This is a genomic window from Mesorhizobium sp. M0491 (assembly GCF_040321265.1).
Classification (GTDB): Bacteria; Pseudomonadota; Alphaproteobacteria; order Rhizobiales; family Rhizobiaceae; genus Mesorhizobium.
In genome coordinates this window covers 323,800-340,043 of record NZ_JAMYRE010000003.1, presented here as the reverse complement: position 1 = coordinate 340,043, position 16,244 = coordinate 323,800, and the positions used below count along the sequence as shown (strand labels likewise).

General features: G+C 62.7%; 15 protein-coding genes. 12 read left to right on the top strand and 3 right to left on the bottom strand.

The window, feature by feature from the left end; translation table 11 throughout:
- Positions 1-75: 75 nt before the first annotated feature.
- Positions 76-3,456, top strand: coding sequence for a hypothetical protein (locus NKI69_RS05620; RefSeq protein WP_352720381.1), 3,381 nt, complete (start codon positions 76-78; stop codon positions 3,454-3,456).
- 6 nt (positions 3,457-3,462) lie between these two features.
- On the opposite strand, the gene tyrS is transcribed toward NKI69_RS05620, so the two are convergent.
- Positions 3,463-4,716 (bottom strand): tyrosine--tRNA ligase, encoded by a 1,254-nt coding sequence (gene tyrS, locus NKI69_RS05615; protein ID WP_352720379.1) that lies wholly within the window; start codon positions 4,714-4,716, stop codon positions 3,463-3,465.
- Between tyrS and NKI69_RS05610 the strand changes: the two genes are divergently transcribed.
- From NKI69_RS05610 to NKI69_RS05600, 3 genes are read left to right on the top strand one after another with little or no spacing between them, the layout of a single operon-like run.
- Positions 4,703-4,957, top strand: coding sequence for a hypothetical protein (locus tag NKI69_RS05610; protein ID WP_155930568.1), 255 nt, complete (start codon positions 4,703-4,705; stop codon positions 4,955-4,957). The two genes, tyrS and NKI69_RS05610, sit on opposite strands and share 14 nt — an antisense overlap.
- Before the next feature lie 48 nt (positions 4,958-5,005).
- Complete coding sequence (locus NKI69_RS05605; protein WP_352720377.1) at positions 5,006-6,649, top strand: ArnT family glycosyltransferase; 1,644 nt, start codon at positions 5,006-5,008, stop codon at positions 6,647-6,649.
- 45 nt (positions 6,650-6,694) lie between these two features.
- The gene (locus NKI69_RS05600; protein ID WP_352610549.1) at positions 6,695-7,525 is read left to right on the top strand and encodes a phosphatase PAP2 family protein; all 831 of its coding nucleotides are present in this window, start codon (positions 6,695-6,697) and stop codon (positions 7,523-7,525) included.
- Between the two features lie 11 nt (positions 7,526-7,536).
- On the opposite strand, the gene NKI69_RS05595 is transcribed toward NKI69_RS05600, so the two are convergent.
- Both NKI69_RS05595 and NKI69_RS05590 read right to left on the bottom strand, forming a co-directional pair.
- Positions 7,537-8,187, bottom strand: a complete 651-nt coding sequence (locus tag NKI69_RS05595) for an FMN-binding negative transcriptional regulator (RefSeq protein WP_352720375.1) — start codon at positions 8,185-8,187, stop codon at positions 7,537-7,539.
- A gap of 21 nt (positions 8,188-8,208) precedes the next feature.
- Complete coding sequence (locus tag NKI69_RS05590) at positions 8,209-8,883, bottom strand: alpha/beta hydrolase (RefSeq protein ID WP_023669128.1); 675 nt, start codon at positions 8,881-8,883, stop codon at positions 8,209-8,211.
- A gap of 236 nt (positions 8,884-9,119) precedes the next feature.
- Between NKI69_RS05590 and NKI69_RS05585 the strand changes: the two genes are divergently transcribed.
- From NKI69_RS05585 to NKI69_RS05550, 8 genes are all read left to right on the top strand, one after another.
- A complete protein-coding gene (locus NKI69_RS05585; protein ID WP_352610550.1) occupies positions 9,120-10,283 on the top strand; it encodes a cysteine desulfurase family protein in 1,164 nt (387 codons plus the stop codon).
- 186 nt (positions 10,284-10,469) lie between these two features.
- Positions 10,470-11,987, top strand: coding sequence for a Fe-S cluster assembly protein SufB (sufB, locus tag NKI69_RS05580; protein WP_352673843.1), 1,518 nt, complete (start codon positions 10,470-10,472; stop codon positions 11,985-11,987).
- An 8-nt stretch (positions 11,988-11,995) separates the two neighbouring features.
- The gene (locus NKI69_RS05575; RefSeq protein ID WP_352720373.1) at positions 11,996-12,238 is read left to right on the top strand and encodes a hypothetical protein; all 243 of its coding nucleotides are present in this window, start codon (positions 11,996-11,998) and stop codon (positions 12,236-12,238) included.
- Positions 12,235-12,432 carry a hypothetical protein gene (locus tag NKI69_RS05570; protein WP_352720371.1) on the top strand — a complete coding sequence of 66 codons (198 nt, stop codon included), beginning with the start codon at positions 12,235-12,237 and terminating at the stop codon, positions 12,430-12,432. The genes NKI69_RS05575 and NKI69_RS05570 overlap by 4 nt, the downstream gene beginning before the upstream one ends.
- Before the next feature lie 33 nt (positions 12,433-12,465).
- Positions 12,466-13,221 carry a Fe-S cluster assembly ATPase SufC gene (gene sufC, locus NKI69_RS05565; protein ID WP_352720369.1) on the top strand — a complete coding sequence of 252 codons (756 nt, stop codon included), beginning with the start codon at positions 12,466-12,468 and terminating at the stop codon, positions 13,219-13,221.
- Between the two features lie 19 nt (positions 13,222-13,240).
- On the top strand, positions 13,241-14,509 hold the full coding sequence (sufD, locus tag NKI69_RS05560; protein ID WP_352720367.1) for a Fe-S cluster assembly protein SufD: 1,269 nt from the start codon (positions 13,241-13,243) through the stop codon (positions 14,507-14,509).
- Positions 14,510-14,513: 4 nt separating this feature from the next.
- Positions 14,514-15,758, top strand: a complete 1,245-nt coding sequence (locus NKI69_RS05555; RefSeq protein WP_352440141.1) for a cysteine desulfurase — start codon at positions 14,514-14,516, stop codon at positions 15,756-15,758.
- Positions 15,759-15,779: 21 nt separating this feature from the next.
- Positions 15,780-16,172 carry an SUF system Fe-S cluster assembly protein gene (locus tag NKI69_RS05550; protein ID WP_023810315.1) on the top strand — a complete coding sequence of 131 codons (393 nt, stop codon included), beginning with the start codon at positions 15,780-15,782 and terminating at the stop codon, positions 16,170-16,172.
- The last annotated feature ends 72 nt before the right edge of the window (positions 16,173-16,244 follow it).

Here is a 16,244-nt window from a genome sequence, read left to right as displayed (position 1 = left end):
TTACGCGCGAAGCCACACCGATATAGTGTCGGACGGGGATTCGTCCACGATCGAGTTCGTACAACGGAAAATTGCGTGGATCAGGAGCGACCGCAGCACGAGAAGATCCGGTTCAGGCGTGATGAGATCACCGACCTGGGGACCTTTCCGTCCGCCTGCCGTGTGCCGCCGCTCGGTCAGGCGTCGATCGGACGCGGTTTTCGCATCCTGTCGCGACTGTTCGCAGGTCTGGTCGCTTTCGTGCTGCTGGCCGCCATGCTCGTTTATCTGGTTGGCGCCTCCGGCATCGGAGCCGACCGGCTTCGCACCGAGGCGGAAACGGCGCTCGAGAAACTGGCGGGCGTCGATGTCAATGTCGCGGTCGGGCCTGCCCGCATCACGCTCGACGGTTCGAGTTTCATCGCGCTTCAGGTCAGCGACGTCAGCTTGAAGACATCGGACGGCAAGCCGATGGCCGATGCCGGCCGCGTGCGCTTCGGCGTGCGTCTGTTCCCGCTGCTGTGGGGGGATGTGCGGCTGACCAGCGCCAGGATCTCGGATGCCCGCATCGTCGTGGCTGCGATGCCGTCCGGCGGCGACTGGACCGCCGGCCTGCGCAATGCGGACGGCCTCATCGATCCGGAGAAGCTGTCCGCCGCGGTGTTCGGAAACATCAACCACGCACTCGATGCCGTGCGGGAGGATTCGCTGCGCCGGATCGACCTTCGCAATGTCGAATTCGTGCTGCCCGAAACCGGAGCGATCAAGCTCGTCAAGCTCACCGACGCCACCGTCGTGCAGTCAGGCCCGGGCGGCATGCAGTTCTCGTCCACGGCGGACATCGACGGCAGGACGGCTACCGTTGCCGCTTCCGCCTCCCGCGATATCGCGGCGCACCGCGTCACGGCACTGGATGCGAGCGTCGATCTGGCCGATACCGGCGACATGGCGGCCGCTGCCGGCAAGCTGGGAACCGTCGCGCTGAAGCTGACGGGATCGGAAGGGTTCGGCGCGAACGCATCGCGGCTGACGGCCGCTTTGTCGTCGACGGGTTCTGTCCTTGATCTCGGCACGCGAGGACTGCTGCCGGCGGACGTCGATATCAATGCGACGCTGGTTGCGGGCAGCAACAAGATCCAGGTCGACAGATTGCTGCTGAAGACCGGCCGCTCGACATTCGATTTCGCCGGGTCGATCGGGCCGAAGCCGGCAAGCGGAGCGGTGGGTGAAGAACCCTCCTATCGCTACGACCTGACCAGCGACGGGTCGTCGCTTGCGCCTTCGGAGTCGCCCGAGCCGGCGCTCACCTTCCTCGCCCGGATTGCCGGGGTCTACAATACGGTGAGCCACAAACTGGTCGCCGAGCAGATCGCGCTCCGGTCCGCCGGCTCCGGCGAGATGCTTGGCACCGCCGCCGTGGCGTTCGTCGACGGCAAAGTGCCGGGGATCAATCTGGCGTTCAACATCCACGACATGCAGGTCTCTCACGTCAAGCAGCTATGGCCGTGGTTTTCGGCGCGCAATGCCCGGCTGTGGGTGCTGGCCAATCTGTTCGGCGGCCGTGTCGTCGACGCCAACCTTCAGTTCCAGGTTGTGCCGGACCGGCTTGGCAACGGCGTGCCGCTTTCGGCCGATGAGGTGTTCGGCCGCTTCCAGATCGAGGGATCGCGCTTCGACACCGCCGGCCGCATCCCGCCGATACGCGACGCGGTCGGTGTCGTCGGTTTCCACGGCAACGATGTCGATATCTCCCTGTCCTCGGGCACCGTCTACATGCCCAGCGGCCGCACCGTGGCGGCCAGCAACGGCACGCTGACGGTCAAGGCGGCCAACCGCCCGCCGGTCGTCGGCGCGCTCGATATCGACGTCGACGGCGAAGCGTCGGCCGTCGCCGAACTCGCATCCTACGAGCCGATCAACGCCATGCGCCATGTCGGCATTCTGCCGGAAGACCTGTCGGGCAGCGTCACCGGCCACGTCAAGGCTGATATTCCGCTGCAGTCGGGCGTCGACAGTTCGAAGCTCGATTGGCTGGTGTCGCTCGACTACACCGGTATGTCCTTGGCCAAGCCCTTCGAGGGCCAGATCGTGACGGATGCCGACGGTTCGATCACGGTCGATCCGGAGAAGGCGGTGATCTCCGCCAAGGCATTGCTGAACGGCATTCCGGCCGAACTCGATCTGGTAGAGCCGCTCAGGGATGACGGGCCGGCGCGCAGCCGCAAGGTGGCTCTGGTGCTTGACGACAAGATCCGCGCCGCCGCCATGCCCGGCCTGAAGCCGCTGCTTGCCGGAACGGTAAAGGTGGCGATCGACAAGAACGGCAGCGGCGACCAGAACGTCTCGGCCGACCTGACCAACGCCAGGCTGGACATTCCCTGGGCGGGCTGGAGCAAGGGGGCAGGGGTCCCCGCCAAGGTCACCTTCGTCATGACCAGGTCCGGCGAGACCATGACGCTGTCCGATTTCGACCTCGACGGAAAGACGTTCTCCGTCGACGGCAGCATCGTGCTGGTCAATGGCGCCTTGTCGTCGGCGCGGTTCAGCAAGGTCACCTTGAACAGGGGCGACGACGTTGCCGTGTCGGTGAAGCGGTCCGGCAAGGGCTATGCGGTCGACATATCGGGCAACGCGCTCGATGCCCGCTCGCTCATCAAGCAGTTCACTTCGGACGTCGACACGGCTACCAAGACCACCGGTTCCGATGCCATTTCCGTCAGCGCCGATGTCGACCGGCTGACCGGTTTCCACGACGAGCAATTGTCCAATCTGAAGCTCGACTACAGCGCGGCCGGCTCGCGGGTGAACGGGCTGAACGTCAGCGCCACGGCCAGTTCAGGTGCGGCCATATCAATCAGCAACACCACCGGCGCCGGCCGGCGCACGCTCAACATGCAGTCCGCCGACGCCGGCGCCATTCTGAGATTCCTCAACATCTACGAGCATATGGAAGGCGGCGCGATCACGCTCGCACTGGCCGGGCCGAGCGACGGATCGCTCAAGGGCAAGGTCGACACCAGCAACTTTTTCGTCGTCAACGAACCGAAACTCGCCTCCATCGTCTCGACCACGCCGGCCGGCGACAACCGCAGCCTCAATCAGGCGGTCAAGGGCAAGCTGGACACATCGCGGGTGAAGTTCGAACGCGGCTACGCCGAGATCGACAAGGGCAGCGGCTATCTGAAACTGGCCAATGGCGTGCTGCGCGGACCGCGCATCGGGACGACGTTCCAGGGCACGCTCTACGACCAGAACAACAACATGGACATGACCGGCACGTTCATGCCGGTCTATGGCCTCAATCGCATCTTCGGCGAACTGCCCATCGTTGGCGCGCTGCTCGGCAATGGTCGCGACCGTGGCCTGATCGGTGTCACTTACCGGCTCAAGGGCAATGCCAACAAGCCGCTGCTGGACATCAATCCGCTGTCGGTGATCGCGCCTGGAATATTCAGGTCGATCTTCGAGTACCGGTGATCGAGTTCAGACTGGCCGCACCAGAATGTGTTTTTTCTTTCCCAAAGACAGCTTTGCGATGTTTTCCGGACTCAAATCCTTTGATGTCACCAGGCGGCGCTCGTCGCTCACCGGCTCGTCGTTCAGGCGCACGGCACCGCCCTGCACATGCCGCCGCGCTTCGCCGTTCGATGCCGCCAGTCCGGCAGTGACCAGCAGCGACAGGATACCGACGCCGGTTTCAAGCGCCGTTTTGTCGACCTCGACGGTCGGTAGCGACTCCGCGAGCGCGCCTTCCTCGAACGTCTTGCGCGCCGTATCGCTGGCTTGCTCGGCGGCTGCACGGCCGTGCAGCAGGGCGGTGATCTCGGTGGCGAGGATCTTCTTGGCCTCATTGATCTCGGATCCGCCGAGCTGTTCGAGCCGCGCCACCTCGTCCAGCGGCAGCGTCGTGTAGAGCTTCAGGAAGCGGGCGACGTCGGCATCCTCGGTGTTGCGCCAGTACTGCCAGAATTCGTAGGGGCTCAGCATCTCCGCATCGAGCCAGACCGCGCCCGAAGCCGACTTGCCCATCTTGGCGCCCGACGAGGTGGTGAGCAGCGGCGTCGTCAGCGCATAGAGCTGCGCATCCTCCATGCGGCGGCCGAGATCGATGCCGTTGATGATATTGCCCCACTGGTCGGAGCCGCCCATCTGCAGGCGGCAGCCGAGACGCTTGTAGAGCTCGACGAAATCATAGGCCTGCAGGATCATGTAGTTGAATTCGAGGAACGACAGCGACTGCTCGCGATCGAGCCGCAACTTGACGGAATCGAACGCCAGCATGCGGTTGACGGAAAAGTGACGGCCGACATCGCGGAGGAAATTGACGTAGTTGATCTCCATCAGCCAGTCGGCGTTGTTGACCATAATGGCGTCGTTCGGACCGCTGCCGAATTTGAGGTAGGGCATGAAGTTGCGGCGGATGCCGGCTAGATTGTCTTCGATGTCCTGCGGGGTCAAAAGCTTGCGCGCCTCGTCCTTGAAGGACGGGTCGCCGATCATCGAGGTGCCGCCGCCCATCAACGCGATCGGCCGATGACCCGTCTGCTGCAGCCAGTGCAGCATCATGATCTGGATCAGCGAGCCGGCGTGCAGGCTCTTGGCGGTGGCGTCGAAGCCGATATAGGCCGTCACCGTCTCCTTGGCGAAGATATTGTCGAGGCTGGCATCATCCGAAGTCTGGTGGATGAAACCGCGCTCGCTCATCGTGCGCAGGAAATCGGATTTGAAGGCGGACATTGTTTCTTTCCCGAAAGCGCCCGGCCGCTGTGGCTCGGATGTGCATGAACGCGGGCGTTTAGCATCCAAGCGCGATCAGCAAAAGTGGTTTCCGGTTTTGCGTCTGATCGCGCGCCAGACAAAGGTCCAGCGATCAGCAAAAGCGGTTTCCTGTTTTGGTGCCCGCGCGGATGGCGTTTGCGAATCCTTGCTTCGTCGTTTGGGCTGGCGTATTGAGGCGCCGCGCAGGGGCAGGGCCTGAGGCGCCGCGACGGGGCCATCCCGCAGATCAGATCCGGAAAGCTCCGCGATGAACAGGAACTATCTCTTTCTCTTTCTGTTCAGCGTGCTGATGACATTCAGCGGACTGGCGAGCCTTCCACCCGTCGACCGGGACGAATCCCGTTTTGTCCAGGCCACCAAGCAGATGGTCGAAACCTCCGACTATGTCGACATCCGTTTTCAGGATGCCTCGCGCTACAAGAAGCCGATCGGCATCTACTGGCTGCAATCGGCGGCCGTGGCGCTGAGCGGCGAGGGGGCGGCGGCGCCGATCTGGGTCTACCGCCTCGTCTCCATGCTTGGCATTGCCTTGGCCGTCGTCGGCATTGCCTGGACAGGCACCAAGCTGTTCGGGGCCAATGCCGGTCTCGCCGCCGGCCTGATAATGGCGGCTATCTTCGCCACAGCCTTCGAGGGCCGTGACGCCAAGACCGACGCCATGCTGCTGGCCTGCTGCGTGGCGGCGCAAGGCGCGCTCGCCCAGATTTATCTGGCATCGCGCCGCAACGAACCGGTGGCCGCCCATTTGCCGTGGATCTTCTGGGCGGCTCAAGGCCTCGGAATCCTTATCAAGGGGCCGGTGGCTCCGCTCCTGTCGGTGCTGACGGTCGCCGCCCTGTTTGCCTTCGAGCGCGACTGGCGCTGGCTCCTGAAGCTGAAGCTCGTGCGCGGTGTCGCTCTGGTGGTGCTCATCGTGTTGCCCTGGGTGGCCCTCATCACCTGGAAGAGCGGCGGCGCCTTTCTCAGTGATGCCGTCGGCAAGGACATGATGGCCAAGGTCGCCTCGGGCGAGGAATCGCACGGCCTGCCGCCGGGCTTCTACATGCTGACCTATTCCTTGTTCATGTGGCCGTTCGGTCTGATCGCGGTCGGCGCCGGGCTGCAGGCCCTCAACCGTCTGCGCGACGATCCGCGGTTGCGTTTCTGCCTGGCCTGGTACATTCCGTTCTGGCTGGTGTTCGAGCTGATCCCGACCAAGCTGCCGCACTATGTCCTGCCGGCCTATCCCGGCATGGCGCTGCTGATCGGCTGGCTGCTGACCTTGCCGCCGCAGGAGGCGAATGCGCCGCTCAGGCGCTGGCAGGATTGGTTGTGGTGGTCGACCGCATTCGGTCTTGCCGTGGTCAGCCTTGGCCTGGCGGCGGTCTGCGTCGGAGCGCCGATCTACCTCACCGGCACCTTCTCCTGGTGGAGCATTCCGGCCGCCGCGGCAGCACTGGGGGCGGGCTACCTTGCCTTCTCGCGGGAGTTGCAGGTTCCGCTTCCTCGCATCGGCGCCGTCGCGGCTTGCGCGGGCATCACCTATGGGCTGTTGTTCGGCGTCATCGCGCCTTCGCTGAAGCCGATCTGGCTGAGCCCGGCGATCGAGGCGGCGTTCCAGGCCAACAGGCCTTGCGACACCACGGTGCTCGCTTCGGCGGAATATCACGAGCCGAGCCTGGTGTTCCTGGTCGGCACCAAGACCGTCCTGACCGATGTCGATGGCGTCGCCAAGCATCTGCTCGGCGATCCTGCCTGCGCCCTGGCGCTGGCGCAGGTCGGCGACGAGCAGAAACTGAATGGGCTGCTGGCGGCGCAAGGCAAGTCGGCGAACCGCGTTGCCGAGGTCGACGGCCTCAACTATTCATCGGGAGACAAGCTGTCGCTCGGCCTCTATCGTGTAACCCAGTGACGGCTCGCCGATGCCCATGACGGCAACAATGGGGTCGAATTTCCTATGCTGGTGAAATCACGCCCGCCCGTTTCGAGCCTGCTCCTTGGGGTAGGGCGCCGGTCGCTCGACAATTTTCGCGATACGATGCAGATCGCCAAAAGCCGCCTTGCCACCCGTCCGGCCAGATACCCGAACGTTTTGTGGTCGGTCTGGGTGCTGGTCTGGATTTTGCTGACGGCGGCAGCGTTTGTTCGTCTCGACACTCCGGCCGGAATGCTTCACGGCAAGTGGTCGGCGGGATTTGCCCGGACTGCCGACTTTTTCACCCAGTTCGGCCTGGGTGGCTGGTATCTCATTCCGTCGGCGCTTCTGCTTGTCGCCGCGAACCTGACGGATTGGCGAAGCCTCTCCCGGCGCTCGCTGATGCTCCTCTACAACTGGACCTGCCTGGCTTTTCTGGTGCTGTGCGCCACCGGCCTGTCGGGAATCGCCGTCAATGTGCTGAAATATGCGATTGGCCGGGCTCGCCCGCTCTATTACGAGGACTTTGGCGTGCTTACCCTGCACCCCTTCGCTTTCGATGCGCGCTTCGCCGGCTTTCCATCCGGCCATGGTACGACGATGGGCGCAGTGTTCGGGGTCGCTTTGCTGTTGTTTCCGCGGCGCTGGTACATCGCCCTGGCGATCACTGCCTGCATCGCCTCGACCCGTATCTTCGTTGGCGCGCACTATCCCAGCGACACCGTCGCCGGCTTCGGCCTTGGCTGCGGTTTCGCGCTGGCCTGCGGGCTGGTCTTTGCCCGGCTCGGCTTCATCTTCCGGCCGATGCCTTCGGGACTGCCGGTCCGCAAGACAACGTTTTGGCTGATCGGACCGACAAGGAAGGCTGCCTGAGCATCCGAAGTTCAGTTGCCGTCCAGCCCGCCATAGGATCTGACTAGGCCGGCCATGCCGGGCGACTGGTGGTCTTCGCTTTCCAGCCCTTGGGCAACGCCGACGCGATCGGCCACAGGCCGGTTCTGGCTGACCTTCCACTTGCCGTGGATTTCGCTGATCTCGATTTCCAGCCCGATAATGGCTTTGATCTGCGACTGGATGAACGGCTCCGGCGCGTCGGTCACTGCCCAGGGCGCTTGGCGAGCGCCTTCCTGCGACGCCGTCAGATCGGCGATCTGCTGCGCCAGCCAATCCTGGTCATCCATCACCTTGACTGTGCCGCGAACCTGCACGATGGCATAATTCCAGGTCGGCACCACCTTGCCGGTCTCGCGCTTGGTCTCGTACCAGGACGGCGTCACATAGGCATCGCTGCCCTGGAAGACGATCAATACCGGTGAAGCCGGATTGTCGGCCAGCAGGCGCCATTGCGGGTTGGCCCGCGCCAGATGGGCGCGCAGCCTGCCGTTAGGCCCGATTTCCGCGTCGAGCAGGAACGGGACAGCGTTGGCGACCGGCCCATCGGACCCGTTGGAAATCAACAGGCCCAGCGGATGCGTCCGGATCAGCCCGTGCAGGATTTCCGGCCGCGTTTCCCTGAAATGAGGAGGCTCGTACATCGCCGTCCGTTCTTTTCTTGTTTATCTCAGCCGCTTCGGACGCGGATCCGACAATTCGCCGGCCAGCCGGCGGTCGAGATAGTCGGCGCATTCCTCGAGCAGCAGGTCGGCATCGTTGGCGAAGAAATGGTTGGCGCCGGGCAACGTCTTTTGCGTGATGGTGATGCCCTTCTGCGTGTGCAGCTTGTCGACCAGGCCCTGCACATCCTTCGGCGGCGCCACCTTGTCGGCATCGCCATGGATGATCAGGCCCGATGACGGGCAGGGCGCCAGGAACGAGAAATCATAGGTGTTGGGCTGCGGCGCGATCGAGATGAAGCCTTCGATCTCCGGCCGGCGCATCAGAAGCTGCATCCCGATCCAGGAGCCGAAGGAGTAGCCGGCGACCCAGCAGCTCTTGGAATCGGGATGCAGCGACTGCACCCAATCCAGCGCCGCGGCGGCATCCGACAACTCGCCGGTGCCGTGGTCGAATTCGCCCTGACTGCGGCCGATGCCGCGGAAATTGAAGCGCAGCGTGGTGAAATCCCGCTTCTGGAACATGTAGAAGAGGTCGTAGACGATCTTGTTGTTCATCGTGCCGCCGAATTGCGGATGCGGGTGCAGGACGATGGCAATCGGCGCGCTTTTTTCCTTGGAAGGCTGATAGCGACCCTCCAGGCGGCCGGCAGGACCGGTGAAAATGACCTCAGGCATAAAATACTCCACTTGGTAATACGAACGCGCGGTGCCTGGAACGTTTCCTCTGGCCTTGACGCAGGGCGAGCGTCTTCTTAGAAGCTAGTTTAGAATTGTTCAAAACTGGGTGGCAAGACATCGAGCCCGGCCACCCGCGCCGCAAGCCGCGTAAATAGGACGGCTCGCCTTGGAATTTCAAGGAAATAACGCCATACGACATCGGAATGGCTTCTGACGGGACTTGACGGACGAAAATGGCCGCAAAACGCGCCTATCTCGATTATAATGCCAGTGCGCCGCTGCTTGCCGCGGCCCGCGAGGCTATGGTCGCGGCGCTTGACGTCGCCGCCAATCCGTCATCGGTTCACGCCGAGGGGCGTGCGGCCCGCCGCCTGATCGAGACCGCCAGGCGTGACGTGGCGGCGCTCGTCAACGCCAAGGCGGAGCATATCGTGTTCACCTCCGGTGCGACGGAAGCAGCCTCGACGCTGCTGTCACCAGACTGGCGGATGGGGCGCGGCACCGTGCGCATGAGCCGGCTTTACGTGTCCGAGGCCGATCATCCCTGCCTGTTGAATGGCGGACACTTCCCGGCAGCGCAGGTTACCCGGATCGGTGTCGACGCCAACGGCATCGCCGATCTCGGCGCCTTGGCATCGGTGCTCGGCGGTCATGACAAGAGCGAAGGCCTGCCGCTGGTCGCCATCCACACCGCCAACAACGAAACCGGCGTCATCCAGCCGATCGATCGCATCGCCGGGATTGTCAAGGCGGCGGGCGGTATCCTCATTGTCGACACCGTGCAGGCCGCCGGGCGTGTTTCGATCGATCTATCAGCTGGTTACGCCGATTATCTGATTCTGTCCTCGCACAAGATCGGCGGTCCCAAGGGCGTCGGCGCCATGGTCGCGGCTTCGGATCTGATGATGCCGAAGCCGCTGGTCACTGGCGGTGGCCAGGAAAAGGGCCATCGCGGCGGCACTGAAAACCTCGCTGCCATTGCCGGTTTTGGCGCGGCCGCCCGCGAGGCCCTTGCCGGATTGCCGGCCATGGATGCGGTGCGCCGGCGCCGCGACGAGATCGAGGCCATCGTGAAAACGCTGGTGCCGGACGCGGAAATCTTCGGAACCGGTGCGCCAAGGCTTGCCAATACGGCATTCTTCGCTATTGCGGGCGTCAAAGCCGAAACCGCGCAGATCGCCTTCGATCTGGCCGGTGTGGCGCTGTCGGCCGGCTCTGCCTGTTCGTCTGGCAAGGTCGGACCGAGCCATGTGCTGAAAGCCATGGGATACGGCGACAGTCTCGGCGCCTTGCGGGTGTCCATCGGACCGGCGACCGGCGCGGAAGACGTTGAGCTTTTCCGCACCGCGCTTGCGGGTATTGCCGCACGTAGGGCGGATAGAGAACGGGCCGCGTAGCGGTTGGACGAATTTGGGCCTTTCGGCCTGGTAGAGCCGTGCGTTTCATGCTGGCCGGGTGAATTCCCGGTCGAAGCGCACTATATTAAACTTACGCCGCCGCGAGCACCTCTTGGGGTTCGGTTTTGGCGGTGCCATAGTTTGAAAACTGTCGGGCCTTGACCCCGGCGTGGATGGAGAACGCATATGCCTGCTGTGCAGGACACGATCGATCGGGTCCGAAAGATCGACGTCGACCAATACAAATACGGATTCCAGACCGAAATCGCGATGGACAAGGCCCCCAAGGGCCTCAGCGAAGACATCATCCGTTTCATTTCGGCCAAGAAGGACGAGCCGTCCTGGATGCTGGAATGGCGTCTGGAAGCGTATCGCCGCTGGCTGACGCTTGACGAGCCGACCTGGGCGCGCGTCCACTATCCGAAGATCGATTTCCAGGACATCTATTTCTATGCGGCGCCCAAGAGCACGCCCGGCCCGACCTCGCTCAGCGATGTCGATCCCGAACTCTTGAAGGTCTACGAAAAGCTCGGCATTCCGCTGCGGGAGCAGGAAATCCTTGCCGGTGTGCAGAAGACCGATGCCTCGGAGCTCGAGGAGGTCAGCGATAACGTCTACAAGTCGGGCCGCGTCGCTGTCGACGCCGTGTTCGATTCCGTCTCGGTCGTCACCACTTTCAAGAAGGAGCTGGCGCAGGCCGGCGTCATTTTCTGTTCGATCTCGGAAGCCATCCGCGAGCATCCGGAACTGGTGAAAAAGTATCTCGGCTCGGTCGTGCCGACCTCCGACAATTACTACGCCACGCTGAATTCGGCTGTCTTCACCGACGGCTCGTTCGTCTTCGTGCCCAAGGGCGTGCGCTGCCCGATGGAGCTGTCGACCTATTTCCGCATGAACGAGAAGAACACCGGCCAGTTCGAGCGCACGCTGATCATCGCCGAGGAGAGGGCCTACGTCTCCTATCTCGAGGGCTGCACGGCGCCGCAGCGCGACGAGAACCAGTTGCACGCCGCGGTGGTCGAACTGGTGGCGCTCGACGATGCCGAGATCAAATATTCGACGGTGCAGAACTGGTATCCCGGCGACGCCGAGGGCAAGGGCGGCATCTACAACTTCGTCACCAAGCGCGGCGACTGCCGTGGCGACCGCTCCAAGATTTCGTGGACGCAGGTCGAGACCGGCTCGGCGATCACCTGGAAATATCCGAGCTGCATCCTGCGCGGCGACGATTCCCAAGGCGAGTTCTATTCGATCGCCGTGTCGAACGGCTATCAGCAGGTCGACAGCGGCACCAAGATGATCCATCTCGGCAAGAACACGTCGAGCCGCATCATCTCCAAGGGCATCGCCGCCGGCTTCTCGCAGAACACCTATCGCGGCCAGGTCTCGGCGCATCGCAAGGCGACCAACGCCCGCAACTTCACCAACTGCGACAGTCTGCTGATCGGCGACCAGTGCGGCGCGCACACCGTGCCCTACATGGAAGCCAAGAATTCGACGGCGCAGTTCGAGCACGAAGCGACGACGTCGAAGATTTCCGAGGACCAGAAATTCTACGTCATGCAGCGCGGCATTCCCGAAGAGGAAGCGATCGCGCTGATCGTCAACGGCTTCGTCAAGGACGTCATCCAGCAACTGCCGATGGAATTCGCGGTCGAAGCGCAGAAGCTGATCGGTATTTCGCTGGAAGGTAGCGTTGGGTAACTGAGAAAATGCTGAAGGCCTTCGGAAACGTATTGGTAGGCTCATTGGCGATAGCGCTGTTTCTGGCGATCGCAGGCGCGGTGGTGGCGCTTTTTGGTTCTATCTGGGGTTTTTCGGGTTTGAAGCAGGCTGGCGCCTTTGTTTCCGCCATGGGTGCTTTTTGCTTTTTTGCTGCCCTTGTTCTGTTCCGTTACATTGGCCGGATGAAACCGAGGACACCGAGCAGAGCTGATGGCGGGAGCGTGGGGTGACAAAGCCGCCCAAACGCGAATCCACAGAAAAGCACGTCTATCTGCGGGATCGGATGAACGGTTGGTCTGCGGGTCTGGAACTGGCGTTGTGGTTGGGCGCGATGGGCGTTGCTTGGCTCGTCGCCGCCTATTCGCCGGATGGCTTTTGGCCCGGGCTTTGGGAAGCCCTGAAGCAGTTGTTAAATCGAGTTTAGCCGGGCAGACGGCTACGGACAGGACGAATAGAAATGCTTGAAATCAGAAACCTGCACGCCCGCATCGTCGATGACGGCACCGAAATCATCCGCGGCTTGACCCTGACGGTGCAAGCCGGCGAGGTCGCCGCGATCATGGGGCCGAACGGCTCGGGAAAATCGACGCTGTCCTACATTCTCGCCGGCCGCGAGGACTATGAAGTGACCGAAGGCGACATCCTCTACAACGGCCAGTCGATCCTCGAAATGGATCCGGCCGAGCGCGCCACGTCAGGCATCTTCCTCGCCTTCCAGTATCCGATGGAGATACCGGGCGTCGCGACCATGGAATTCCTGAAAGTGGCGATGAACGAGCAGCGCAAGGCACGTGGCGAGGAGCCGCTGAAGATCCCGGAATTCCTGAAGCGCGTGAAGGAAGCCGCCGCCTCGCTCAGCATGGACATGGCGATGCTCAAGCGGCCGCTCAATGTCGGCTTCTCCGGCGGCGAGAAGAAGCGCGCCGAGATCCTGCAGATGAAGCTGCTGGAGCCGAAATTGTGCGTGCTCGACGAGACCGATTCCGGCCTCGACATCGATGCGCTGAAGATCGTGTCCGACGGCGTCAACGCGCTGCGCGCGCCGGACCGGGCGTTCCTGGTCATCACCCACTACCAGCGCCTGCTTGAGCACATCGTGCCCGACACCGTGCACGTGCTCTACAAAGGCCAGGTCATCAAGTCAGGCGACAAGTCGCTGGCGCTCGATTTGGAAGCCAATGGCTATGCCGGCGTGATCGGCGAAGCAGCGTGAGATGCCAGAGGGCAGTTTGATGAATATGCACGCACAACCGCAGCGAACACCGGCCGAGACAGCGTTGATCGACGCGTTCGGCGACCGATTGTCGCTGCTGCCGGGCGACGGCGCGGTGATGCTGAAGCGCGACGACGCCATCGAGACGATCAAGCACGGCCTGCCGACGCGGCGTGTCGAATCCTGGCACTATACCGACCTGCGCCGGTTGCTGAATACCGTGCCGGACTTCGACCCGGCCGCCATGGCCAAAGCCATCGCACCGATCGTCGAAGGTTCCGCCGTGGTGTCGATCCTGAACGGCAAGTCCGACGCCAAGGTGCCTGTCCTTGAAGGCGTCACCTTCCAGCGCCTTTCGGAAAAGCTGATCGACGGCAGCATCGCACCGGGGCTCGATCCCTATGGCAGCGACGACGCGATCGGCGCGCTGAACACGGCTTTCGTCGCCGACGGGTATTTTGTCGACATCGCCGATGGTGTGGAACTTGAAAAGCCGATCGAACTGCAGAACCTGCAGGCTGGCGGCCAGACGCATGTGCGCCTGCCCGTGCGCGTCGGCGCCAGCGCCAAGGCCGTCATCGTCGAACGGCAGACGGGTGATGGCGCTGCCTTGAGCAGCTCGGTAAGTCAGATCGTGCTCGACGAGGGCGCCGAGGTAACGTGGCTGGTCGTCCAGGAGCAGCCGGAAACGGCGACGCATCTGGCGCAGTTCAAGGCCCATATCGGCAAGAATGCGAAACTGACGCTGTTCGTCATGAACGCCGGCGGCAAGCTCGTGCGCCAGGAGATCATGGTCAGGACGACTGGCGAAGGCGCCGATTTCAAGCTTCGCGGCATCAACCTGCTGGCCGGCGACACCCACACCGACGTGACCATGGTGCTCGACCACGCCGTGCCGCACACGACCTCTACGGAAGTGATCCGCAATGTGGTGACGGGCAAGGCGCGCGGTGTGTTCCAGGGCCGCATCAACGTCCATCAATATGCGCAGAAGACCAACGCGAAGATGGCCTGCAACACGCTGTTGCTGTCGGACGATGGCGAGTTCTCGACCAAGCCCGAGCTTGAAATCTTCGCCGACGACGTGATTTGCGGCCACGGCGCGACGGTGACCGAGATCGACCACAACCATCTGTTCTACCTGATGGCGCGCGGCGTCGACGAGAAAAGCGCGCGGGGGTTGCTCGTGAAGGCCTTCGTCGCGGAGGTGATCGAGGAACTGGACGACGAGGCGATCGTCGAGGCGCTGGAAGCGCGGCTCGACGACTGGTTCGTGGCACACGGGTGACCTGATGAACGCTCCAGGCAAGATCGGAGATTTCTACGACGTCGAAGCGATCCGCCGCGATTTCCCGATCCTGTCGCGGGAAGTCTATGGCAAGCCGCTGGTCTATCTCGACAATGGCGCCTCGGCACAGAAGCCGCAGGCGGTGCTCGACGCCATCCAGCACGCCTATTCTCAGGAATATGCCAACGTCCATCGCGGCCTGCACTTCCTCTCCAATGCGGCGACCGACGCATATGAAAAGGCGCGGGAAACGGTGCGCCGTTTCCTCAATGCGCCGAGCACCGACAACATCGTCTTCACCTCGAACACGACGTCGGCCATCAATACCGTCGCCTATGGCTATGGCATGCCCAACATCGGCGAGGGCGACGAGATCGTGCTGTCGATCATGGAGCACCACTCTAACATCGTTCCCTGGCATTTCATCCGCGAGCGGCAGGGCGCGAAACTCGTTTGGGTGCCGGTCGACGATCTCGGCGTCTTCCACATCGAGGAATTCGAGAAGCGGTTGACCGATCGCACCAAGCTGATCGCCATCACGCAGATGTCGAATGCGCTGGGCACGGTGACGCCGATCAAGGAGATCGTGCGCATTGCGCATTCGCGTGGAATTCCCGTGCTGGTCGACGGCAGCCAGAGCGCCGTGCATATGCCGATCGATGTGCAGGATCTCGACTGCGACTTCTTCGTCTTCACCGGCCACAAGGTCTACGGCCCCTCGGGCATCGGCGTGCTCTACGGCAAGAAGGACATTCTCGCTGGCATGCGGCCCTTCATGGGCGGCGGCGAGATGATCGAGGAGGTGACGGAAGACATCGTCACCTACAACGAGCCGCCCCACCGTTTCGAAGCCGGCACGCCGCCGATCGTCCAGGCGATCGGGCTGGGTGCTGCGCTCGACTATATGGAAAAAATCGGCCGCGAGCGCATCGCCGCGCATGAGGAAGATCTCAAGAATTACGCGCATGAGCGGCTGCGCGCCATCAATTCGCTGCGCATCTTCGGCGATGCGCCTGGCAAGGGCGCCATCATCTCGTTTGAACTGCAAGGCATTCATGCGCATGACGTGTCGATGGTGATCGACAGGCAGGGCGTTGCTGTCCGCGCCGGCACCCATTGCGCCCAGCCGCTGTTGAAACGGTTCGGCGTAACCTCCACATGCAGGGCATCGTTCGGCATGTATAATACCAGGGCCGAAGTCGACGCTTTGGCCGAGGCGCTCGAAAAAGCGCGCAAATTCTTCGGATGATGATTTTTTTGGGTGACGACCATGGATGATGCAAGCATCGCTGCCGAGACCATTCCGGAAACCGCGCCCAATGCGCTGGTTTCGGGATCGGCCATTCCAGCCGACGAGCTGGCGCGGCTGACCGACGACATCGTCTCGGCGCTGAAGACCGTCTACGATCCGGAAATCCCAGCCGATATCTACGAGCTCGGCCTGATCTACAAGATCGACATCGAGGACAATCGCTCGGTCAAGATCGACATGACGCTGACCGCTCCGGGCTGCCCGGTCGCCGGCGAAATGCCCGGCTGGGTGGAGAATGCCGTCGGCGCCGTCGAAGGCGTGTCCGGCGTCGAGGTCAACATGACTTTCGACCCGCCATGGTCGGCCGACCGCATGTCGGAAGAGGCGCAGGTGGCGGTGGGTTGGTACTAGCCCGACAGAGGCTGGTGCACTTGCGCCAGGGATAAAACTTCACCATTTTAGGTGAGGAATCATTCGGCAGGC